This is a genomic window from Methylobacterium sp. GC_Met_3 (genome assembly GCF_026540775.1).
GTDB lineage: Bacteria > Pseudomonadota > Alphaproteobacteria > Rhizobiales > Beijerinckiaceae > Methylobacterium.
The window spans coordinates 41,313-63,375 of the sequence record NZ_JALNUL010000018.1 but is presented as its reverse complement, the minus strand read 5'-3'; the positions used below and the strand labels follow the sequence as shown (position 1 = coordinate 63,375).

Genomic DNA, 22,063 nt, shown 5'->3' with positions numbered 1-22,063 from the left:
AGCCCCTCCCCGCAAGGGGGAGAGAACGCGGCGCTAGCGCATCGTTGGGATGGAGAACTCCGCGCCGCTCTTGATGCCGCTCGGCCAGCGCTGCGTGACGGTCTTGGTCTTGGTGTAGAAGCGGATCGAGTCCGGCCCGTGCTGGTTCAAGTCGCCGAAGCCCGAGCGCTTCCAACCGCCGAAGGTGTGGTAGGCGATCGGAACCGGGATCGGCACGTTCACGCCGACCATGCCGACATTGACCCGCGCGGTGAAGTCGCGCGCCGCGTCGCCGTCCTGGGTGAAGATCGCGACGCCGTTGCCGTACTGGTGGGTCGAGGGCAGCGCCAAAGCCTCCTCGTAATCCTTGGCCCGCACCACCGAGAGCACGGGGCCAAAAATCTCCTCCTTGTAGATCGTCATATCGGGCGTCACGCGGTCGAACAGCGAGCCGCCCATGTAGAAGCCGTTCTCGTAGCCCTGGAGCTTGAAGCCGCGTCCATCGACCACGAGCTTGGCGCCCTCGGCGACGCCCTGGTCGATGTAGCCCGCGACCTTCTTCACCGCTTCCGCCGTGACCAGCGGGCCGTAATCGGCCGAGCCGTCATGCGAGGGGCCGATCTTGAGCGACTCGACCCGCGGGATCAGCTTCTCCATCAGCCGGTCGGCGGTGGCCTCGCCCACCGGTACCGCCACCGAGATCGCCATGCAGCGCTCGCCGGCCGAGCCGTAGCCTGCCCCGATCAGCGCATCGACCGCTTGGCCCATATCGGCGTCCGGCATGATGATCATGTGGTTCTTGGCGCCGCCGAAGCACTGGGCGCGCTTCCCCGTCTGGGCGGAGCGCACGTAGATGTACTCGGCGATCTGCGAGGAGCCGACGAAGCCCACCGCCTTGATGTCCTCGTCGTCGAGGATCGCATCGACGGCTTCCTTGTCGCCGTTGACGACGTTGAGGATGCCGGGCGGCAGGCCCGCCTCCAGGAAGATCTCGGCGATGCGCAGCGGCACGCTCGGGTCGCGCTCGGACGGCTTCAGGATGAAGGCGTTGCCGCACGCGATGGCCGGGGCGCATTTCCACAGCGGGATCATGGCCGGGAAGTTGAACGGCGTGATGCCAGCGACGACGCCCAGCGGCTGGCGCAGCGAATAGACGTCGATGCCGGGGCCCGCCCCTTCGGTGTACTCGCCCTTGAGCAGGTGTGGGATGCCGCAGGCGAACTCCACAACCTCGACGCCGCGCTGGATGTCGCCCTTGGCGTCCGGCACCGTCTTGCCGTGCTCGGAGGCCAGCAGCTCGGCGAGTGCATCGTTCTCGCCGCGGATGAGTTCGAGGAAGCGCATCATCACCCGGGCGCGCTTCTGCGGGTTGGTGGCCGCCCAGGCCGGCTGCGCCGCGGCAGCATTTTCGATTGCCGCGCGCATCTCGGCCTTGCCGGCCAGCGCGACCTTGGCCTGGACCTCGCCGGTCGAGGGGTGGAACACGTCCGCGAACCGCCCGCTCTCGCCGCCGACGCTCCGGCCGCCGATGAAATGCCCGATCGTGCGCATGCGCGCCTCCCTGTGGTGATTTGGTTTGGCCAGAGCCTAACAGGATCCCTTGAGCGATAAAGCCGGATGCGCTTACAGCCGTCGTGCATCGATGCACAGCGGGAGTGCGGCCATGGCCAGGGCGGGGCCCAACTGGGACGATCTCCGGTTCTTCCTCGCCGTGGCGCGGACCGGGACGCTCAGCGCCGCCGGGGCGCGCACCGGCACCGAGCACACCACGGTCGGGCGCCGGATTCGAACCCTGGAAGAAGGCCTCGGCGCCCGTCTGTTCCACCGCAGCAACCTCGGCTACGCGCTCACCGAGGACGGGGCGAACCTGCTCGGCGTCGCCGAGGCCATGGAGAGCGCGTTCCTCTCGGCCAGTGCCGCCACCGAGGCGGCCCACGCGGTGTCGGGCACGGTGCGGATCGGCGCGCCGGACGGATTCGGCAGCGTGTTCCTCGCGCCCCGGATGCACAGGCTCACCGCCCGTCATCCCGGGCTGGAAGTGGAGATCATGGCGACCGCCCGGATCTTCAGCCTGTCCAAGCGGGAGGCCGACATCGTGATCAGCCTGTCCGGACCGCAGCAGGCCCGTGTGGTGGCGCGCCGGCTCACCGATTACCGGCTGTTCGTCTACGGGGCGGAAGCCTACCTCGGCGCTGCGGCGCCGATCGTCGGGATCGCGGATCTCTTTGGACATCCCTTCGTCGGCTATATCGAGGACATGCTGTTCACGCGTGAGCTGAACTATCTGGGCGCCCTGGGGCCCCCGGTCAGCGCCCGCCTGCGCTCCACCAACCTCCTGGCGCAGGTCTACGCGACGCTCGCCGGGGCGGGCCTGTGCGTCCTGCCGGCCTTCATCGCGGCGGCCCATCCCGGGCTGGTGCCGGTCCTGCCCGAACAGGTCTCGCTGACGCGCGCGTTCCACATGCACATCCACGAGGATCACCGGAAAGCCGCCCACATCCGGGCCGTTGCGAGCTTCATCGCCGCCGAGGTGGAGGCAGCCGGCGCCCTGTTCGCCGGGCCGGCGGTGTCAGCGGCGGTGGTTTCGCAGGATCGGGCAGCACCCTAAGATCGCGTGAACCCGGCCGATCAGAACAGGCGCCGGGTCGGAGGATCAAACGATGGTCGCCTCGATCGCCCTGCCCCGGCTGATGCGCATCGGCGCCGGAGCCTCGCGGCTCCTGCCGGAGGTGCTGGCCCAGCTCGGCCTGTCGCGCCCCTTCGTGGTGACCGACCCCTACCTCGCCGGCAGCGGTCGGGTGGAGGGGCTGCTCGAACGGCTGTCCGGTGCGGGCACGCGCGCGACCGTGTTCGCCGACACGGTGCCCGACCCGACCGTCGCCTCCGTGGAGGCGGCGCTGGCCGCGCTCAAAGAGGGCGATTTCGACTGCGTGGTCGGCTTCGGCGGCGGCAGCCCGATGGACACCGCGAAGGCGGTAGCGGTGCTCGCCCGCCACGGCGGCCACATGCGCGACTACAAGGCGCCCCGCCAGCAGGACGAGCCCGGCCTACCGATCGTGGCGATCCCCACCACGGCGGGCACCGGTTCCGAGGCGACGCGCTTCACCATCGTGACCGACGAGACCTCCGACGAGAAGATGCTCTGCATCGGGCTCGCGTACCTGCCGGTCGCGGCTCTGGTCGATTACGAATTGACGCTGACCAAGCCCAAGCGGCTCACCGCCGATACCGGCATCGACGCGCTGACCCACGCCATCGAGGCCTACGTGTCACGCAAGTCGAACCTGTTCGCGGACGGTTTGGCGCTCCAGGCCATGCGGCTCATTGCGCCGAACCTGCGCCGGGTCTGGACCGATCCCGGCGACCGGGCGGCCCGCGAGGCGATGATGCTGGGCGCGACGCAGGCCGGCATCGCCTTCTCGAACTCCTCCGTCGCGCTGGTCCACGGGATGAGCCGGCCGATCGGCGCGCATTTCCACGTGGCGCACGGACTCTCGAACGCGATGCTGCTGCCGGCTGTCACGTCCTTCTCCGCCCCGGCCGCCATCGACCGCTACGCGGCCTGCGCCCGGGCCGTCGGGGTCGCCAAGCCGGAGACCGACGATCGGTCCGCCACCGCAGCCCTGGTGGCCGAACTGGAGGCGCTCAACGACGATCTCGACGTGCCCGGCCCGCAGGAATACGGGATCGATCCGGCGCGCTGGGAGGCGCTGCTGCCCACCATGGCGGCCCAGGCGCTCGCCTCCGGATCACCAGCCAACAACCCGGTCGAGCCCAGCGCCGAGGAGATCGTGGCGCTGTATCGGCGGGTCTGGGCAGCATAAAACTCGCGAGCGAGTCAGGGGTGGGCACTGGCAATCGCCTCCTGTTGTAGCTACATTTGGGCTACAACAGGAGTTGAAAGCCATGGCGGCCGACACAGTGGTCCGTGCGCGCATCGATACCGCCACGAAGGACCGTGCAGCGAAGGCCCTCGATGCGATGGGCCTCTCGATCTCCGACGCGATCAGGCTTCTGATGGTCCAGATCGCGGATGAGCAACGCTTACCCTTCGCCGTGAAGGTACCGAACGCGACGACGGGCGCAGCCCTCGCGGAACTCGAAGCGGGGAAGGGCAAACGCTTCGCAGACGTGGATGCTCTGATGGCCGACCTGAATGCGGACGATTGAACGGCCACGCAGTTCAAGCGGGACTTCAAACGCGAGTCGAGGGGCCGGCATGCTGCCACTCTCAATGCCGATCTGATCCCTCTCCTGCGCGCGCTCGCCGAGGACGCGCCACTGGATGCGCGTTACCGGGATCACGCCCTGAACGGTGATTGGTCCGGCTATCGTGATTGCCACGTTAAGCCGGACCGCGTGCTGATCTACCGGAAGCCCGATGCGGGCACGCTGCGCCTGGCCCGGTTAGGCTCGCACAGCGAAGTCTTCGGATAGGCCCCCGGTTCTACTTCGCCGCCGTCAGCGGGCAGCCGCTCTCGGCCGGCGAGGCGAAGGCCTCCTTGCCGGGGATGGTTGAGATCAGCTTGTAGAGGTCCCACTCGCCCTTCGACTCGGCGGGCTTCTTGACCTCGAACAGGTACATGTCGTGCACCATCAGGCCGTCGGGCTGCACGGTGCCGCCATGGGCGAAGACATCGTCCACCGGCAGCGCCTTGAGCTTGGCGTTGACGGCGTCGGTCTCGTCGGTGCCCGCGGCCTTCACGGCCTTCAGGTAGGACAGGACCGCCGAGTAGGTGCCGGCCTGGATCATGTTGGGCATCCGGCCGGTGCGCTTCATGTAGCGCTGTCCGAAGGCGCGGGTCTCGTCGTTGGCATCCCAGTACCAGCCCTCGGTGAGCGTCAGGCCCTGGGCCACCTTGAGGCCGAGGCCGTGCACCTCCGACAGGGTGAACAGCAGCGCCGCGAGCTTCTGGCCGCCCTCGACGATGCCGTACTCGGCCGCCTGCTTGATCGCGTTCGAGGTGTCGAGCCCGGCATTGGCCAGCCCGATCACCTTGGCCTTCGAGCCCTGCGCCTGGAGCAGGAACGAGGAGAAATCCTGGTTCGAGAGCGGGTGGCGGACGCTGCCCACCACCTTGCCGCCGTTGGCGATCACCACCTTGCTGGTGTCGGCCTCCAGCGCCGAGCCGAAGGCGTAATCGGCCGTGAGGAAGAACCACGTGTTGCCGCCCGCGCGGGTCAGCGCACCGCCGGTGCCCACCGCCAGCGCCCGGGTGTCGAAGGCCCAATGGTAGCCGTAGGGCGTGCAGGCCTTGCCGGTAAGATCGCTGGTCGCCGCCCCGGTGGTGATCGTGATCTTCTTCTTGTCCTTGGACAGGCCCTGTACCGCCAGAGCCACCGAGGAGGTGGTCAGCTCCATGATCGCGTCGACGCCGTCGCGGTCGTACCATTGCCGGGCGATCGCCGAGGCGATGTCGGGCTTGTTCTGGTGGTCGGCCGTGAGGATCTCGATCGGCACGCTGCCGATCTTGCCGCCCATGTCCTCCACCGCCATGCGGGCCGCCTCGACCGAGCCCTGGCCACCATACTGGGCGTACAGGCCGGACTGGTCGTTGAGGACGCCGATGCGCACCGCGTTGCCCGAGAACGCGTCCGCGCCGCCCTGAGCAGCCGCCGCGCCGGTCAACGCCCCGAGAGCCGTCCCTGCCAGCGCCGCCGCCAGCACCGCGCCGCCCAATGTCCTGATCATGTCTCCTCCCGATTCACCCGGGCGCCCGCATTCTGAGGCGGTTCCGCATGCAAAATAGATCACGCCGGTGTGAGACTCCACAGCCCAGCTCGGCCGGAGGCTGAAGGATTGCGCCGGTTGTGATGCCGGGCCGCGACGGGAACAAGGCAATGTCCGTTTCCGTACCGTTCTGGCGGCCGAGTTATTAAACCTTAACCATAATTACACGATTCCCCGCGCAGATTCAGGTCGTGAACGGCAATTCGGCCGTCTCCGGCTCGTGGCCCTGCGATGAAACCTGCCCGTCTTGCCGTCCTCGGCATCGCCCTCGCGGCGGGCAGCGGAGCGGCGTTCCTGATGAGTGGCGGCGATCCGACGCCGCCTCCGACGCCGATGAAAGTCGAAGCGCCGCCGGTGCCCATGACCGACGTGCTGGTGGCCGCCACCGACATGCCGATGGGTCAGGTGCTGCGCCCGACGGATCTGCGCTGGCAGCCCTGGCCGGACAATGCCGTCAATGCCGGCTTCGTCACCCGCAAGAGCAATCCCAAGGGCCTGGAGGAGACGACCGGCGCCTCGGCCCGCTCGGGCTTCCTGGCGGGGGAGCCGATCCGCGCACAGAAGCTGGTGCGCCCGGAGAGCGGCTTCATGGCGGCGATCCTGCCGCCGGGTCAGCGCGCGGTCGCGATCACGACCGACAGCCGCGGCACCAATTCGGCCGGCGGTTTCATCCTGCCCAATGACCGCGTCGACGTGATCCGCACCTTCCACAAGATCACCAAGACGAACGGCGAGAACCGCGATGTCCAGATCTCGCAGACGATCCTGACCGACATCCGCGTCCTGGCGATCGGCCAGCTGATCCAAGAGAAGAACGGCACCAACGTCGTCACCGGCGAGACCGCGACGCTGGCCGTCACCCCAGCCCAGGCCGAGAGCCTGACGCTCGCCGGGAAGGACGGGGCCCTGTCGCTGTCCCTGCGCAGCCTCGCCGATGCCGGCCAGCCGACCGATCCCACCGCCCTTTCCGACACGCTCCAGGCGCAAACCGATCCCGCACTGACCGTGGTGCGCTTCGGAGTCGCGCGGCAGCAGACGCCGTGACCGCCATGATCGCTCCGCTGCCCCTCGCCCGCCCGGCGCGCCGTCGAGCCTACCGCTCGGCCTGCACCCTCGCCCTCCTCGCCGCCCTGGCCAACCCGGCCGCGGCGCAGGAGCGACCGATCCACGGCCCGGCGCCGGTCCTCACGGTCGGCGCCGCGGAGGCCGCCTCCACCCGCCGCGTCGAGCTGACCGCCGGCCGCTCCGTGATCGTGGACCTGCCGCGGGACGCCAAAGAAGTCTTCGTGGCCAATCCGGCGGTGGCCAACGCCGTGGTCCGCTCGACCCGCAAGGTCTTCGTGATCGGCATGGCCGATGGCGCGACCTCGATCTTCATCATGGATGCCGAGGGCCGCCAGATCGCCGCCCTCGACGTGACGGTGGCCCGCGACCTCAATCTCGGGACCCTCCGCGAGTTGCTCGCCCAGAGCATTCCGGGCGGACGGTTCGACGTGCGCTCCTCCGGGGCCTCGGTGCTGCTGTCGGGCTCGGTCAATTCATCGGCGGACGCCCAGCAGGCGATCGACATCTCCAACGCCTTCGTGGGGTTGGGCAGCGCGGGCGGCGCCTCCGGCGGGTCGAGCGGCGGCGTCGCGGCCGGCGCGCGCGGGGCGGTGATCAACAACCTCTCGATCCGCAACAAGGATCAGGTGATGTTGCGCGTCACCGTGGTCGAGGTGTCGCGCAACGTCCTGAAGCAGTTCGGCATCAACGTGACCGGCAACTGGTCGGCGCTGAACCCACTCGGTGACGCCCTCAACTCTCCCGCCCTGGTCAACAACCTGCCCTTCCCGATCACCGGCGGAACGACGCCGACCGGCAACCAACTGCAGGCATCTGTGCGGGCCGGGGGCTTCTCGCTCCAGGCGACGCTGAAAGCCTTCGAGCAGGCCGGGGTCTCCCGGGTGCTCGCGGAACCGACGCTGACGGCGATCTCCGGCGAGGCCGCAAAATTCCTGGCCGGCGGCGAGTTCCCAGTGCCCTCGGCGGCCTCGAGCTGCGTCGGCGGCATCTGCTCCGCTCCCGGCATCACCTTCAAGCCCTACGGCGTCGCCCTGAGCTTCACGCCGGTTGTGCTGGCCGACAATCGCATCTCGATCCGCGTCGCCACCGACGTGACCGAGATCGATCCCCAGACCAGCTTCAACTACACCAACGACGGCATCACGACCGCCATCCCGGGCACGCGGGTCCGCCGCTCCGAGACCACGGTCGAATTGCCCTCCGGCGGCGTGATGATGACGGCCGGCCTGATCCAGCAGGTGAACAAGCAGGCGATCTCCGGCCTACCCGGCCTGATCAACCTGCCGATCCTCGGCGCCCTGTTCCGCTCCCGGGACTACCAGCGCATGGAGACCGAGCTGATGATCATGGTCACCCCCTACATCGCGCGGCCGATGGAGCCGAAGCAGGTCAGCCGGCCCGACGACAACTTCGTCGACTCCACCGACGGCCAAGCGGTGCTGCTCGGCCAGATCAACCGCCTGTACGGCAAGGTCGCCCCCACCGGGGCGGCTCCGGTCGGACAGACCTATCGCGGCCGCGTCGGCTTCATCGTCGAGTGAGAACGATGACGCCGATCCAAGGTCAGAGCGCAGGATCGCAACCATGACCCACGATCCACGACAGAGCGATGCCGTGTTCGCCGGAGGAGGCGTGGGTCCCCTCTCCCGTACGGGAGAGGGACAGGGTGAGGGTCGAGAACTGCGCGGAAAGGGCACACTCTCGACGCGCGTCGACGCCGTGCTCTGTCCTGAAGCTTCTCGTCCCTCACCCCAACCCTCTCCCGCACGGGAGAGGGCGCGCGTCGCGCCCGCAAGCATCGCCCCCCTGCTCGCCGCCTGCGCGCTCGGTGCCCTCGCGGCCGGCTGCAACAGCCAACCGGTCGCCACCACAGGGGCGATCGAGGTCTCGGATTACCGCGCCCGGCACCCGATCGTCCTGACCGACGGCACCCGCAGCCTCGACGTGTTCCCGACAGGGGTCGGTCATCTCGATCCCCGTCAGACCGCCGATGTCGACGCCTTCATGCTGGAATACCGCCGCTACGGGCGCGGGACCCTGTTGATGGAGGTCCCGCGCGGCGGGCCGCCGGCCCAGGCCGCCTCCGCCGAGCGCACCGCGGCTGTCCTCACCCGGCTCGCCGCACAGGACCGGGTCGGCCCCCGCGAGATCGCCGTCACCGGATACGCCGTGGCGGCTCCGAGCCTCGCCGCGCCGATCCGCCTGAGCTTCCAGCGGATGCAGGCCAAGGTCTCGGATGCCTGCGGACTCTGGCCCAACGATACCGGGACCAGCAACTTCGCGCTCGATTACAACAACCGGCCGATGTGGAACCTCGGCTGTGCCACGCAATCGACCGTGGCCGCCCAGGTGGCGGACCCCGTCGACCTCGTCCGCGGACGACCCGAGGGCCGCATCGACACGGTCAAGCGGGTCCGGGACATTGGCCAGTTGCGCGACGGCAAGGATCCATCAACCACATGGCGGCAAGATGGGCAGACCGACGTAAAATCTCAGGTCGCCCAATAGGCTGGCTGACACGCCCGCCTCATCTAACCTCGACGCCGCACCCCGAACGCGAACCTGAAAGTGCCGTCATGGCAGACCTGTCCGAGACAGCCGAGCGCACGATCGCCCCGGTGCCCCGGATCACCATCCAGGCGTTCTGCGACACCAGCGAAACCGCCGCGATGATCGAAGGGGCGGCCCTCGACCGGCGCATGCAGAAGGCGCAGGTCAAGGTGCGGATGGGCGGCGGTGCCGCGGCTATCGAGGCCTACCGGCACGCGCCGACGCCCAACGTCATCGTGATCGAGACGCAGGGGCCGCGCTCCAAGCCGATCGAATGCCTCGACGCCCTGGCGGAGGTCTGCGACGAGGGCACCCGCGTCCTGGTGATCGGCCATCTCAACGACGTCACCCTGTACCGTCAGCTGATCCAGCGCGGGGTGTCCGACTACCTGATGGCGCCGTTGGATCCGCTGACCCTGATCGCGGCGATCTCCGACCTGTTCACGGCCCCGGGCGTCAAGCCGGTGGGCCGCACGGTGGCGGTCTACGGGGTTAAGGGCGGGATCGGCGCCTCCACGGTGGCGCACAATTTCGCGTGGTCGGTGGCCCGCAGCCAGGGCGTCCAGACGGTGATCGCCGATCTCGACATCGCCTACGGCACGGCCTCGCTGAACTTCAATCAGGACCCGCCCCAGGGCATCGCCGAGGCGGTGTTCGCCCCCGAGCGCCTGGATTCCGCCCTGGTCGAGCGGCTGCTGTCGAAGTGCAGCGACATGTTAAGCCTGCTCTCGGCGCCCGCGAGCCTCGACCGCACGATCGACCTGTCGGAGCCGGCCTTCGACGCCCTGATCGAGTACCTGCGGGCGAGCGTGCCCTGCGTGGTGCTCGACGTGCCGCACCAGTGGAACGCATGGACGAAGCGCGTCCTCACGGCGGCCGACGAGATCCTGATCGTCGCCGGGCCCGACCTTGCCAGTCTGCGCAACGCCAAGAACCTCCTCGGCGCGCTCAAGCACGGGCGCCCCAACGACGCCCCGCCGCGGGTCCTGCTCAACGGTGTCGGCGTGCCCAAGCGCCCCGAGATCGGCACGCCCGAATTCGCCAAGACCCTCGAGTCTCCCGTCGCGCTGACGATTCCCTTTGAGCCGGCCCTGTTCGGCACGGCCGCCAACAACGGCCAGATGATCGCCGAAATCCAGGCCGGCTCGAAGGTTGCAGAGCTCTTCAACGACCTCGCCGCCCTGACGCTCGGGCGCTCGGAGAGCCGCCGCCCCGGGCGCACCAGCCTGTTCGAGCCGCTCCTCGCGAAATTCGCCGGCGGCAAGTTCCCAGGCGCCAAGCTCGTCGGCGGAAAGGCCTCGTGATGCGGCGGGATTGCGCTCCGGGAATGGCCCATGTTCGGTAGACGCCAGATCGGCGGCGCACCGGCCGCCCCCGCGCCCGCGCCCGCGCCGCGGTCGCCGGCTCCCTCACCGGCGGCACCGCAGCGGGACGCCGCGCCAGCGCCCAAGCGGTCCGAGCCGTCCACCCCCATGGTCGTCGAGACCACACGCTCTGAGGATTACTATCGCACCAAGAGCCTGATCTTCGGCGCCCTGATCGAGGCAATCGACCTCACGCAGCTCTCGCGGCTCGACGCCGAGACCGCGCGCGAGGAGATCCGCGACATCGTCACGGAGATCATCGGGCTCAAGAACATCGTCCTGTCGATCGCCGAGCAGGAGGAACTGCTCGACGACATCTGCAACGACGTACTGGGCTACGGGCCGCTGGAGCCGCTGCTCGCCCGCGACGACATCGCCGACATCATGGTCAACGGCGCCAACCGGACCTTCATCGAGGTCAACGGCAAGATCCAGCTGACCAGCGTCCGGTTCCGCGACAACCAGCAGCTGATGAACATCTGCCAGCGGATCGTCAGCCAGGTCGGCCGGCGGGTCGACGACGCCTCGCCGATCTGCGACGCCCGCCTGCCGGACGGGTCCCGCGTCAACGTGATCGCGCCGCCGCTCGCCATCGACGGCCCGGCACTGACCATCCGTAAGTTCAAGAAGGACAAGCTCACCCTGGAGCAGCTCGTGCGCTTCGGGGCGATCTCGCCCGAGGGCGCCGAGGTCCTGAAGATCATCGGCCAGTCACGCTGTAACGTGGTGATCTCGGGCGGCACCGGCTCGGGCAAGACCACGCTGCTCAACTGCCTGACCGCCTTCATCGAGCACGACGAGCGGGTGATCACCTGCGAGGACGCGGCGGAGCTCCAGCTTCAGCAGCCCCACGTGGTCCGCCTGGAGACGCGCCCCCCGAACATGGAGGGCCAGGGCTCGGTCACCATGCGCGATCTCGTCAAGAACTGCCTGCGCATGCGGCCCGAACGCATCATCGTCGGCGAGGTGCGCGGACCCGAGGCCTTCGACCTGCTCCAGGCGATGAACACCGGCCACGACGGCTCGATGGGCACGCTCCACGCCAACAGCCCGCGCGAGTGCCTGTCGCGTATCGAGTCGATGATCTCGATGGGCGGTTTCACCCTGCCCTCGAAGACGCTGCGCGAGATGATCTGCGGCTCGATCGACGTGGTGATCCAGGCCATGCGCCTGCGCGACGGCTCCCGGCGGATCACCCACATCACCGAGGTGCTCGGCATGGAGGGCGACGTCATCACCACCCAGGACGTCTTCCTTTACGACATCGTCGGCGAGGACGCGAACGGCCGGCTGGTCGGACGCCATCGCTCCACCGGGATCGGCCGGCCGAAATTCTGGGAGCGCGCCCGCTACTACGGCCTGGAGCGTCGGCTCGGCGAGGCGCTGGACGCCGCCGAGGTTGTTGATCGGAGTTGAGGCATGCCGAATCTTGCCGCCATCGGCTCTTCGAACCTTCCGATCGTCGCGGGCCTCATCGGCATCGCCGCGGCGGCGGTCGCCTACGTGGCGATCCTGCCCCTGTTCGACGGCGAGCGCCGGGCGAATAAGCGCCTGAAAGCGCTCGGCGTCTCGCCGACCGGGGCGGCGTTGCGGGGCGTGGCGGTCAACCGACGCGAGCAGGTCGCCAAGACGCTGAGCGAGATCGAGGCCAAGGCCAAGGGTGCCTCCAAGGCCAGCGTGGAGCTGAAGCTCGCCCGCGCCGGCCTCGATTGGACCAAGCAGACCTTCTACATGCTGTCGGCCATCAGCGCCGGTATCTGCGGGCTGCTGCTCTTCGTGCTGACCGAAAGCCCCATTGCGGGGGTCGGTGCAGCCTTCGCCGGGGGCTTCGGCCTGCCGGCCTGGCTGCTGCGCCGCCTGCGGCTCAAGCGCATCGCCAAGTTCAACAAGGAATTGCCCAACGCCGTCGACGTGGTTGTGCGCGGCATCCGCACCGGCATCCCGGTCGGGGATTGCTTCCGCATGGTCTCCCGCGAAGCCGAGGAGCCGGTCCGCAGCGAGTTCAGGACCGTCGTTGAGACCCAGGCACTCGGCCTGTCCCTCGGCGACGCCGTGATGCGCATGTTCGAGCGGGTGCCGACGCCGGAGGTCAACTTCTTCGTGATCGTGATCAACATCCAGCAGCAATCGGGCGGCAACCTGTCGGAGGCGCTGAACAACCTCTCCACGGTGCTGCGCGACCGGGCCAAGATGCGCGGCAAGATCCAGGCGATGAGCATGGAGGCCAAGGCCTCGGCCTCGATCATCGCCTGCCTGCCCTTCGGGGTGGGGGGTATCACCTCCCTGACGAGCCCCGACTACATCTCGCTGCTCTGGACGACCGATATCGGCAAGATCGCGCTGGTGGGGGCCGCGATCTGGATGTCGATCGGCGTCTTCACCATCAAGAAGATGATCGCCTTCGAGTTCTGATGGCGGACCCTCACGCCTGCCGCGCGCTTTTCCCGGATCCGATCCCATGATCGACGACATCGCCGCGAAGCTGTTCGATCCCCGGTTCATGGGGACGCTCCTGACTGCCATCGCGGCGGCGGCGACCGCCTTCGCGGTGGCGCAGCCATTCTTCGAGACCGACAAGCTCGAGAAGCGGATGAAGCTCGTGGGCGACGAGCGCGAGAAGATCCGGCGGCGCGAGCGCGCCAAGGGCGCACAGGTCTCGATGCGGGGCACGCTGCGCGTCGAGCCCAAGGCCTACATGAAGTCGATCGTCGAGCGGTATCAGCTGCAACGCTGGCTCGCCACCGACACGGCCAAACGCATGCTGATGCAGGCGGGCTATCGCGGCCAGGGGGCGGAGACCGCGTTCCTGTTCTTCCGCCTCGTCGTGCCGGTTGCCACGGTGATCGGCGCGCTGTTCTACCTGTTCGTGCTGGAGGCGATCGACGCCTCGTACCTTGTCCGGCTGGGACTGGTGATCGGCGCCGCCTATGCCGGCATCAAGGCGCCGGAACTGTTCCTCGTCAACGCCGCCAAGAAGCGCCAGACCGAGATCCGCAAGGCTTGGCCGGATGCCCTCGACCTCACCCTGATCTGTGTGGAATCCGGCATGGCGATCGAGCATGCCTTCCGGCGGGTGAGCACCGAGATCGCCACCTCGTCGGTGGTGCTGGCGGAGGAACTCGCGCTGATGACCGCCGAGATGTCGTTCCTGCCGGACCGGCGTCAGGCCTACGAGAACTTGGTTCTGCGCACCGGCCTCGATCCCGTGAAGGCCGTGGCGACCGCCCTGATCCAGGCCGAGCGCTACGGCACACCGATCGGGCAGGCGCTGCGGGTGCTCGCCCAGGAGAGCCGCGACAACCGGATGACCGAAGCCGAGAAGAAGGCGGCCGGGCTGCCGCCCAAGCTCACGGTGCCGATGATCCTGTTCTTCCTGCCAGTGCTGTTCGTCGTCATCATCACCCCCGCCGTCATCCAGATCATGCGGACCCAGTGATGCGCGGGGGCGACGCCCCGCTCAGAGCAGAGTTTAGCGGATACGGCCCGGACGGGTCGGCTCGAACACGATCCGGCGGTGATAGGCACACCAGCTCTTGCCGTCAGACACCGGTGCGCCGCAGCAGACCGCCCGGTCGTTCGGCTCGCCGATGATGTACTTGCACACGAAGGCCCCGGACTGCGCGAAGGGCACGCGAAGATCGGCCGACGGCTCCTTGACGGTCTCGGCGTCGCCGATCTGGGACATGCGAACGAGTTGATTCATGGTGTCGATCGGCTCAATGATGATCCTGCTCGATGGGACCAGGGGCCCCGGCAGCTGGAAGGGTCGGACGCCTCTCCCTCGGGCAGCGACCCCGGGCGCATCCGTGGGGATGGCGTCCGAATCGACTCGCCCGATGCCGACCGGCGCAATCGGCGTCATCGTGTTGTCGTAACTGGGGTTAAGGCAATTTAAAACAAGACCAACGTGCACGCACTGCATCGGAGCACGGTGCCGGATGCGTAGCTGGCGGGCATATCGCCTGTTCGATTGACATTCGCCGGGCTGACGAAACGTCCTGAACGCTCGCAATCGCATCCCGTCCGGGTGTGCAAGCCGGACCGACCTGTGGTTTGGTTCGGGTTCCCGCGACCAGAGCCGGACTTGCCCATGGCCCAAGCGCCCCTCGTGTCACCCGATTGGCTGCACGACCGCCTCACCGCCCCCGACCTCGTGATCCTCGATGCCTCCTGGTATCTTCCGGCCACAGGCCGAGATCCCGAGGCCGAGTTCCGCGAGGCCCATATCCCCGGCGCCCGGCGCTTCGACCTCGACGCGATGAGCGACACCGAGTCGAGCCTGCCCCACATGCTGCCCCGCCCGGAGGTCTTCGCCGCACGGATGCGGGCGCTCGGCGTCGGCGACGGCCAGCAGATCGTGGTCTACGACGGGATGGGCCTGTTCTCGGCGCCGCGGGTCTGGTGGATGCTCAAGGCCTTCGGGGTGCGCGATGCCCTCGTGCTCGATGGCGGGCTCCCAGCCTGGGTGGCGGCGGGCTACCCCACCGAGGAGGGCGAGCCGCACCCGCGCGAACGCCGGCACTTCACGGCCCGGCTCGATCACGGCGCGGTGGCGGATGCGGACGACGTCGCCCGCGCCCTGGCGAGCGGCGCGGCTCAGGTGGTCGATGCCCGCTCGGGCACCCGGTTCCGCGGCGAGGAGCCGGAGCCGCGCCCCGGGGTCCGTCCCGGTCACATGCCGGGCGCCTGCAACCTGCACTATGCGGCGCTCCAGCGCGACGGCCGGATGAAGAGCCCGGAGGAACTGACTGCCGTCTTCGCGGAGAATGGCGTCGATCCGGACCGGCCGATCGTGACCACCTGCGGCTCCGGGGTGACCGCGGCGATCATCGCGCTGGCCCTGGAAACGATGGGCCGGCCCGCTCGCGGCCTCTACGACGGCTCGTGGTCGGAATGGGGCGCAGACACGAACCGGGCGGTGGCGACCGGGGCTCCTTGACGGACGGCCGATCCAATCCGATATATCGAAAGCGCCTCGGCTGGGCGCTCTACGGAGAAGATCATGCCGCATCACGACACCACCGCCCTGTCGGGCACCATCCAGCACGTCTTTGCACACCGCTTCACCTTCGAAGCGGACGGCGCCACGCACTTGGCCGATCTCGGTCCCAAGGGCGCTGACGCGTTCCCGCTCGCGACCGGTCTGCGCGTCACCTTGGAGGGGGAGCGCCGCCCCTCGGAGATCAAGGTCACGCGGATTGCCGCCGAGGGCCGGGAGCCGGTGCTGATCCAGCACAAGAAGCCCCACCACCCGCCGGGTGCAGCACGGCCGGACGTGCCGGCCGATCCCGCCACGGCCCTCGCGGCGGCGGCGGCCGATGGCTGGTCGGTCACGGGGGCTCCGCGCAAGAAGCCGAAGCACTTCGAGCTTCTGGCCCACCGCGGCGACGACGTCGCCACGGAGTTGCACGTCGATTTCGCCGGGACGATCTACAAGCAGAAGCCGGCCGACGTCGCGAAATGGGCCGTGCCGGCCTGACGAACCGGAAAAACCGGACTTCTCCGCCGGAAGCGGCGGGGCCGTCCAGGCGTGCGAGATCCGGGCGCGGGTCGGCCTCCGGGCCGACCCGCATTCAGGCAGGCCGCATGGCGCGCCGCTTGTCGGCGGCGCTCCATTGCATCAGCCCAACCATGACCGCGATGGTCGCCACGTAGACCAGCCCCTGCAGCACAGTGGGCCGATCGGTGTAGCCCACGAGGGCATGCAGGATGCGGCCCGGCCAGGACGTCTCCGCGATCACGCCCGAGCTGTTCCAGAGGGTGTGGCCGAGGACATCCACAACGCCGGCATTGGCCAGGAACTGGGCAGCCTGCGCGGCAAGCCCCGCGGCCAGGAAGATGATCAGCACGCTGGTCACCGAGAACACATAGCGGCTGGGGATCGACGCGAGTCCGAAATACGTCACCGCCGAGAGCAGCGCCCCCGCCCCGATGCCGGCCACGGCGCCGAACTGGATATCCGCCCCCGAGGTGCCCGAGGCCACGAGGCCATAGAGGAACAGCACCAGTTCGGCACCCTCGCGCAGGATCGCGGCGCCGATCACGATGGAGAGGGCAGCGGCCTCGCGCTCGCCCGAGCGCACCGCCGCACCGGCCGCGCGCAATTCGCCCGCCAGTTCCTTGCCGTGCTTGCTCATCCAGGTGTTGTGCCAGACCAGCAGCAGCACCGCGACGATCAGCACCGCGGCGTTCAGGATGTCCTGCCCGCTGCCCTCGAACGCGTCGGAGATCTTTTCCGCGAACAGGGCTACGAGGCCGGCCCCGGCCAATCCGCCCGCGATGCCCAGCAGCACCCAGCGCATCCGGCCGGGGATGCCGCGGGTCGCCGCCAGCACGATCGAGATGATGAGGCCTGCCTCGATGACTTCGCGGAAGGCGATGACGAAGGCGCCGATCATGGCGGTCTCCAGAGGTTGCGAGGTGTTGCGAGAGGGCGCGCGGACCGCGCTACCAGATCCAGAACATCAGCACCCAGTTGACCACCGACAGGATGGCCGCACCGAGGATGCAGGTGGTGGCCGCAGCCCGTCGGAGACCGTGGGCGTCGAGGCCGGCGACCCGCCAGGCGAGCCAGACGCTCCACAGGCTCGCCCCGCCGAGCATCCCGGCGCGGATCTCCGACACGTAGGGGATCACGATGCCGTCGCCCCGCAGGAACGTGACGGTAAGCGCCGAGAGCCCCAGGAAGACCCCGCAGCCCGCCACCGGGATGAGCGTCTGCGTCAGGTGGTGAAAGCGCCGGAGCGACCAGCCCCCGAGGGAGATGGTCGCCAGCGCGACGATCCCCGACAGGACAAGCCCGAGGATCACCGTCGCCGCGCCGATATAGGCCAGCAGCAGCCCGCCATCGAGAAGTGTCATGACGTCGCTGCGGTCGGGGTAGTTGGTCAGCACGAACCAGGGCGCAGACATCTCCAGCGGCCACGTCACCCCACGCTCGATGAGCCAGGTGGCGGCCCATTGCTTGGCCTCGACGTACCAGGGGCTCGCCGACCACTGGAACGCCCCCACCGCCAGGGCCAGCATGCCGAACAGGATCAGCACGGTCTGGTTGAAATCCGGCTCGGTGCCGGCGACGTGCACGATCTCATGATTGGGCGAGCGCAGGGCGAGGCGCACCGCCCCGCGATGATTGCTGCATCGCCCGCACATGTGGCAGGCCCCGGAGCCGCGCATCGTCTTCACCGGCACGAGCGGCGCGCAGTTGAACGCCTCGGCACCCCGGGCGGGCTTGGGCGAGGCCGCCCAGGCGGCGCGGTCGACCTGGAAGCTGATCGGGGCGAGCTTCGACAGCACCGCGAACACGCCGTTGACCGGGCACAGATAGCGGCACCAGACCCGCTTGTTGCGCCCGTAGAGCAGCCCGATGACGATCGCCGCCAGGGTCGAGCCGCCGAGCACCGCCAGGACCGGCTTCGGATAGCCGTACACGCTGGTCATCTGGCCGTAGACCGTGGTGCCGGCAAACGCCAGGAACGGCCAGCCCTGCCACGTGATCCAGCGCGGCACGGCGTAGCCGCGGCTCCAACGGCTGGCGAACTCGCTCAGCGCCCCCTCAGGGCAGAGCACCCCGCACCACGCCCGACCGACCAGCACCATGCTGAGCAGCACGAACGGCCACCAGATCCCCCAGAAGGCGAACTGCGCGGCCAGCGTCAGGTTGGTCCAGATATGGGCGGCGTTGTCGGGCAGCGGCAGCAGGGCGGGCACGATCACCAGCACCGCGTAGACGGCGATGATCAGCCACTGCACGGCCCGGAGCACCCAGCCGTAGCGGCGCATGCCGTCGCCGAGTTGCGCGAGCCGTGCGTCGATCCAGGCGCGGCGTGCGAGACGAGAGACGGCGGACAGGGCCGCAGGCGCTGTCGTCGACGCGCTCATTTGGCGACCAGGGTCGCCTTGGCGTCCGGATGGAAATCGTCGAACACCTGATAGGTGCCCGGATCGAGGGTGCGGAACACGATCGCCGAGGTTGAACCCGCCGCCAGCGCCTTCTCGCGCTTGAGCTCCGCGCTCTCGAACTCGACGGGCGACTGGCCGGTATTCGAGATCTCCAGCTTGAAGCGGGTGTTGGCCGGCACCTCGATCACCGCCGGGAGGATCACGCCGTCGCGCATCTCCACCTTGATCACCGGCATGTCGTCCGCGCGCACGGACGCGGCCGCGGAAGCGGCGAGGAGCAGGGCAGCGAGTGCGGCAGCGCGCAGCGGGCGGGACACGAACACCTCCGGAAACTTAATAGGCGCCCTTCTTGCCGACGCCGGCGAAGGTGAAGTCCTGCACGACGTCGAACGGCTCGAACCACGGGCCGACCCCCGTCTCCTTGTCGACGTGGCGGCCGAAATGGCTGTCCTTGCCGGGGGGCGCGACGGTGACCTTCAGGCGATAGCGGCCGGGACCGAACAGCTTGACGTTGTCGCCGTAATGCGGCCCGTCATTGGCGACCATCGGCATCAGCATCCCCGACACCTTCTGGTCGGTCGGCTTGTCGCCGTCGAGCTTCACCGCCTCGAAATGCACGTCGAGGGCCGGCACCCAGTCGCCCTCGGCGAAGCCGTTGCGGTTGTCCTTGGCGGCGCGAATGTCGGTCTCGAGATGGAGGTCCGATTGCGCGGCCGCGCGCATCATCCCGGCAGGCTCCATCTCGATCGGCTGCAAATAGACGGCAGCGACCTCCAGGCCGTTGCGGGTCACATGCGGGCCGATCGGCACCTCCTTGGCCGCGGCCGATCCCGCGATCGCGAGGGCGGCGACCATGGCGAGGCCGCGGAGAATCGTCGGGGCGGTTGAGGCACGCATGGTTTTGCACATAGACCCTCGCGCCAGAACTTCAAACAGGCATCACCCCACTATCAAATAATAACAATTCTAATCTGAAAGCCTATTGGGATGCTGGCGCTGTATTTCCCTGTCTCAGTCGCCCAATTGTCCGATTGTAATCTGTCGCAACCAAGACTTTTCTCCCGCCTGTTGCCGACCGGATCTTGACCGGTGCAGCGATCTCGGGAACGTCATGCAACTGCCACGCTGAAGGCCGAAACCATGGCCGAGGAGCGGATGCAGCGATGCCGCACCTGCGACACCGCGTGCGACGCCCCGGCCCGCCACGGCTTGCGCGGAAGCGAAGCGGGTTTTAGCAAAAGCTATATTGTTGCTGTGAGTCGCATGAGAATCCGTCCCGCGCCCCTGGCTCAAGCGAAATTCCGTGCTCGAATCCCGGCGCTGACCCAGGCGGCCGTTCTCCTGCTGACGCCTGCAGTCATCGCGCCTGCCGGCGCGGCCGACCTCGCGGCGCAGCGTCCGGCAGGGGAGGTATCCGCCTACACCGACTGGTCGGGCGGCTATGTCGGACTGGAAGGCAGTGCCGGCGGCTCCTACGGGGCCTACACGTTCGGCCCGACGACGATCGGGGGGCGGCCGGTCCCGGCCTTCAAGAGCGGCGACTCGACGGGCCGCAGCGACCAGGGGCGCAACGCCACCACGGCGGCGGGCGGGCTGTTCGGCGGCTGGAACTGGCAGGCGGGCCCCTGGGTGTACGGCGTCGAGGCCAATATCGACGCGGCGAACCTGAAGCGGCCGGTCCCCTCGACCCTCGCGGGCTTCGGCTACGCGGATGTGGACCCCGCGTTCAACATCGTGCGCGCCAAGACCGAACTCTACGGCACCCTGCGGGCGCGGCTCGGCTACAGCTTCGAGCGCTATCTCGTCTACGGGTCCTTCGGCCTCGCCGGCGCGAACGCGCGCTTCCTCGCGACCTATCCGGATCTCGATACGGGCAGCCAGAATACGGCGCGGCGCGAACTCGGCTATGTCGGGTTCACGCTCGGAGCGGGCGTGCAATACGCCATCACCGACGACCTCGCCCTGGGGATCGACTATCGCTACGTCGATCTCGGCGGCAGCCGGCGCTTCGGCTTGGGCACAGTCCCCGGCGATCTGGGCGGACCGGTCTCGACCCGGTCCAGCTTCACTTCGCACCAGATGTTCGCCCGCCTGATGTGGTTCCCGGACGGGCTGCGGGTCCCGCCGGATCCGGACGAGACGGCACCGCACGATCCCGACAATGGCGATACCGGCCGCTTTTCTCTGCACGGGCAGACGACGCTGATTGCGCAGGGCGTGCCGAACTTCCGCTCGCCCTATGAGGGCGCGCAGAGCCAGATCCCGAATCAGACCCGGCAGACCACCACGGCCACGATCTTCCTCGGGCTCAAGCTCACCGACACCACGGAAGTCTATTACAATCCCGAGTTCAGCCAGGGGTTCGGCCTGTCGCGGACGCTGGGCGTGGCTGGCTTCGTCAACGGCGAGGCGCAGAAGGCCGGCGCCCCGTTCCCGAAGCTGCGCTCGAACCGCTACTACGTGAAGCAGACGATCAACCTCGGCGGTGAGACCGTAGAGGTGCCGGACGGGCCGAACCAGGTTGCCACCCGCTACGATGCCGAGCGGATCACGCTGATCGCCGGCAAGTTCGCGCTGGGCGACTTCTTCGACGGCAACATCTACGCGCACGATCCGCGGGTGGACTTCTTCAACTGGTCGATCTGGGGCTCCTCGGCCTGGGACTTCCCGGCGAATCTCCCCGGCTTTACGCAGGGTGTCTATGCCGAGTACAACCGGCCGGAATTCGCGATCCGCGCCGCCTACACGCAGGTGCCCAAGGAGCCGTCGAGCGACGTGCTCGATCCGCGGGTGTTCCGCCGGGCGGGGCTCAATGCCGAGTTCGAGCAGCGCTACGTCCTGCCGGGGCTGGACCAGCCGGGCAAGCTGCGCCTCGGGTTCTTCTCGAATGTCGGCAACTCGGCCAACAACCGGGAGGTGGTGACGCTGACGCAACTCGGCGCGTTCGACGACATCAACGACGCGGCGGGGGCAACCCGGCGCCCCCGGCGCAAGACCGGCGGCTACGTCAACCTGGAACAGGCGCTGACGCCGGAACTCGGCCTGTTCGCCCGCGCCAGCCTGAACGACGGCCGCACGGAGAACATCTCGTTCACCGATGTCGACCAGAGCTTCTCCGGTGGCCTGTCGCTGAAGGGCAAGGCCTGGGACCGGCCGGACGACACCGTCGGGATCGGCGCGGCAATGAACGGGCTCTCGCCCTCCCACCGGGCGGCCTTCGCGGCCGGCTTCTACGGGCTGCTGATCGGCGATGGCCGGCTCAACTACGGCACCGAGCGGGCTCTGGAGACCTACTACGCCCTGAACCTGACCAAGTTCGTGACCCTGACCTTCGACTACCAGTTCATCGACAATCCCGGCTACAACCGCGACCGCGGCCCGGCCCACTTCTTCGCCTCGCGGCTGCACGCGGATTTCTGACGGCGCACGACGCCTGTTCGGATGGTGTTGGGCGAACGTCCGCGCGGGTGTT

The 22,063-nt window shown here is 68.5% G+C and carries 20 protein-coding genes and 1 pseudogene; 14 read left to right on the top strand and 7 right to left on the bottom strand.

Features of this window, described 5'->3' with window-relative positions; translation table 11 throughout:
• Positions 1–33: 33 nt before the first annotated feature.
• Positions 34–1,530, bottom strand: a complete 1,497-nt coding sequence (locus OXS27_RS19780) for a CoA-acylating methylmalonate-semialdehyde dehydrogenase (protein WP_267358342.1) — start codon at positions 1,528–1,530, stop codon at positions 34–36.
• A 112-nt stretch (positions 1,531–1,642) separates the two neighbouring features.
• Between OXS27_RS19780 and OXS27_RS19775 the strand changes: the two genes are divergently transcribed.
• From OXS27_RS19775 to OXS27_RS19760, 4 genes and pseudogenes are all read left to right on the top strand, one after another.
• Positions 1,643–2,587 (top strand): LysR family transcriptional regulator, encoded by a 945-nt coding sequence (locus tag OXS27_RS19775; protein ID WP_267358341.1) that lies wholly within the window; start codon positions 1,643–1,645, stop codon positions 2,585–2,587.
• 52 nt (positions 2,588–2,639) lie between these two features.
• Complete coding sequence (locus OXS27_RS19770) at positions 2,640–3,803, top strand: iron-containing alcohol dehydrogenase (protein WP_243924788.1); 1,164 nt, start codon at positions 2,640–2,642, stop codon at positions 3,801–3,803.
• Between the two features lie 82 nt (positions 3,804–3,885).
• Positions 3,886–4,149 carry a type II toxin-antitoxin system RelB/DinJ family antitoxin gene (locus tag OXS27_RS19765; RefSeq protein ID WP_267358340.1) on the top strand — a complete coding sequence of 88 codons (264 nt, stop codon included), beginning with the start codon at positions 3,886–3,888 and terminating at the stop codon, positions 4,147–4,149.
• A 3-nt stretch (positions 4,150–4,152) separates the two neighbouring features.
• Positions 4,153–4,416: pseudogene (locus OXS27_RS19760) on the top strand (type II toxin-antitoxin system YafQ family toxin); the annotation flags it as partial.
• A 10-nt stretch (positions 4,417–4,426) separates the two neighbouring features.
• On the opposite strand, the gene OXS27_RS19755 reads toward OXS27_RS19760, so the two are convergent.
• Positions 4,427–5,671, bottom strand: coding sequence for an ABC transporter substrate-binding protein (locus OXS27_RS19755; protein WP_267358339.1), 1,245 nt, complete (start codon positions 5,669–5,671; stop codon positions 4,427–4,429).
• Positions 5,672–5,941: 270 nt separating this feature from the next.
• On the opposite strand from OXS27_RS19755, the gene cpaB reads away from it, so the two are divergent.
• The 7 genes from cpaB (at position 5,942) to OXS27_RS19720 (ending at position 14,125) form a co-directional block, all read left to right on the top strand.
• Positions 5,942–6,754 (top strand): Flp pilus assembly protein CpaB, encoded by an 813-nt coding sequence (gene cpaB, locus OXS27_RS19750; protein WP_267358338.1) that lies wholly within the window; start codon positions 5,942–5,944, stop codon positions 6,752–6,754.
• 5 nt (positions 6,755–6,759) lie between these two features.
• A complete protein-coding gene (locus OXS27_RS19745; RefSeq protein WP_267358361.1) occupies positions 6,760–8,316 on the top strand; it encodes a type II and III secretion system protein family protein in 1,557 nt (518 codons plus the stop codon).
• 43 nt (positions 8,317–8,359) lie between these two features.
• Complete coding sequence (locus OXS27_RS19740) at positions 8,360–9,283, top strand: CpaD family pilus assembly protein (protein WP_267358337.1); 924 nt, start codon at positions 8,360–8,362, stop codon at positions 9,281–9,283.
• Positions 9,284–9,351: 68 nt separating this feature from the next.
• Complete coding sequence (locus tag OXS27_RS19735; RefSeq protein ID WP_243924793.1) at positions 9,352–10,629, top strand: AAA family ATPase; 1,278 nt, start codon at positions 9,352–9,354, stop codon at positions 10,627–10,629.
• 30 nt (positions 10,630–10,659) lie between these two features.
• Positions 10,660–12,105 (top strand): CpaF family protein, encoded by a 1,446-nt coding sequence (locus OXS27_RS19730; protein ID WP_267358335.1) that lies wholly within the window; start codon positions 10,660–10,662, stop codon positions 12,103–12,105.
• 3 nt (positions 12,106–12,108) lie between these two features.
• Positions 12,109–13,101, top strand: a complete 993-nt coding sequence (locus OXS27_RS19725) for a type II secretion system F family protein (protein WP_243924795.1) — start codon at positions 12,109–12,111, stop codon at positions 13,099–13,101.
• A 46-nt stretch (positions 13,102–13,147) separates the two neighbouring features.
• Complete coding sequence (locus OXS27_RS19720; RefSeq protein WP_243924796.1) at positions 13,148–14,125, top strand: type II secretion system F family protein; 978 nt, start codon at positions 13,148–13,150, stop codon at positions 14,123–14,125.
• Positions 14,126–14,158: 33 nt separating this feature from the next.
• Here OXS27_RS19720 and OXS27_RS19715 read toward each other — a convergent pair whose 3' ends face one another.
• Positions 14,159–14,392, bottom strand: coding sequence for a GcrA family cell cycle regulator (locus OXS27_RS19715; protein WP_243924797.1), 234 nt, complete (start codon positions 14,390–14,392; stop codon positions 14,159–14,161).
• A 387-nt stretch (positions 14,393–14,779) separates the two neighbouring features.
• Here OXS27_RS19715 and sseA point away from each other — a divergent pair, with 387 nt between their 5' ends.
• Together sseA and OXS27_RS19705 are read left to right on the top strand one after the other, a co-directional pair.
• Positions 14,780–15,628 (top strand): 3-mercaptopyruvate sulfurtransferase, encoded by an 849-nt coding sequence (sseA, locus tag OXS27_RS19710; protein ID WP_267358334.1) that lies wholly within the window; start codon positions 14,780–14,782, stop codon positions 15,626–15,628.
• Between the two features lie 63 nt (positions 15,629–15,691).
• Entirely contained in the window at positions 15,692–16,168 is a 477-nt protein-coding gene (locus OXS27_RS19705; RefSeq protein ID WP_267358333.1) for a hypothetical protein, read from the top strand.
• Between the two features lie 94 nt (positions 16,169–16,262).
• On the opposite strand, the gene OXS27_RS19700 is transcribed toward OXS27_RS19705, so the two are convergent.
• Genes OXS27_RS19700 through OXS27_RS19685 form a run of 4 tightly spaced genes read right to left on the bottom strand, consistent with a single transcriptional unit; the run spans position 16,263 to position 19,488 of the window.
• Positions 16,263–17,087: an FTR1 family protein gene (locus tag OXS27_RS19700; protein ID WP_243924800.1), complete on the bottom strand. Its 825-nt coding sequence runs from the start codon at positions 17,085–17,087 to the stop codon at positions 16,263–16,265.
• Between the two features lie 49 nt (positions 17,088–17,136).
• Positions 17,137–18,570 (bottom strand): 4Fe-4S binding protein, encoded by a 1,434-nt coding sequence (locus OXS27_RS19695; protein WP_267358332.1) that lies wholly within the window; start codon positions 18,568–18,570, stop codon positions 17,137–17,139.
• Positions 18,567–18,908, bottom strand: coding sequence for a cupredoxin domain-containing protein (locus tag OXS27_RS19690; protein ID WP_267358331.1), 342 nt, complete (start codon positions 18,906–18,908; stop codon positions 18,567–18,569). Before OXS27_RS19690 ends, OXS27_RS19695 begins: the two co-directional genes overlap by 4 nt.
• 16 nt (positions 18,909–18,924) lie before the next feature.
• Complete coding sequence (locus OXS27_RS19685; RefSeq protein ID WP_243924803.1) at positions 18,925–19,488, bottom strand: iron transporter; 564 nt, start codon at positions 19,486–19,488, stop codon at positions 18,925–18,927.
• 366 nt (positions 19,489–19,854) lie between these two features.
• On the opposite strand from OXS27_RS19685, the gene OXS27_RS19680 reads away from it, so the two are divergent.
• The gene (locus tag OXS27_RS19680) at positions 19,855–22,011 is read left to right on the top strand and encodes a carbohydrate porin (RefSeq protein WP_267358330.1); all 2,157 of its coding nucleotides are present in this window, start codon (positions 19,855–19,857) and stop codon (positions 22,009–22,011) included.
• Positions 22,012–22,063: the final 52 nt, after the last annotated feature.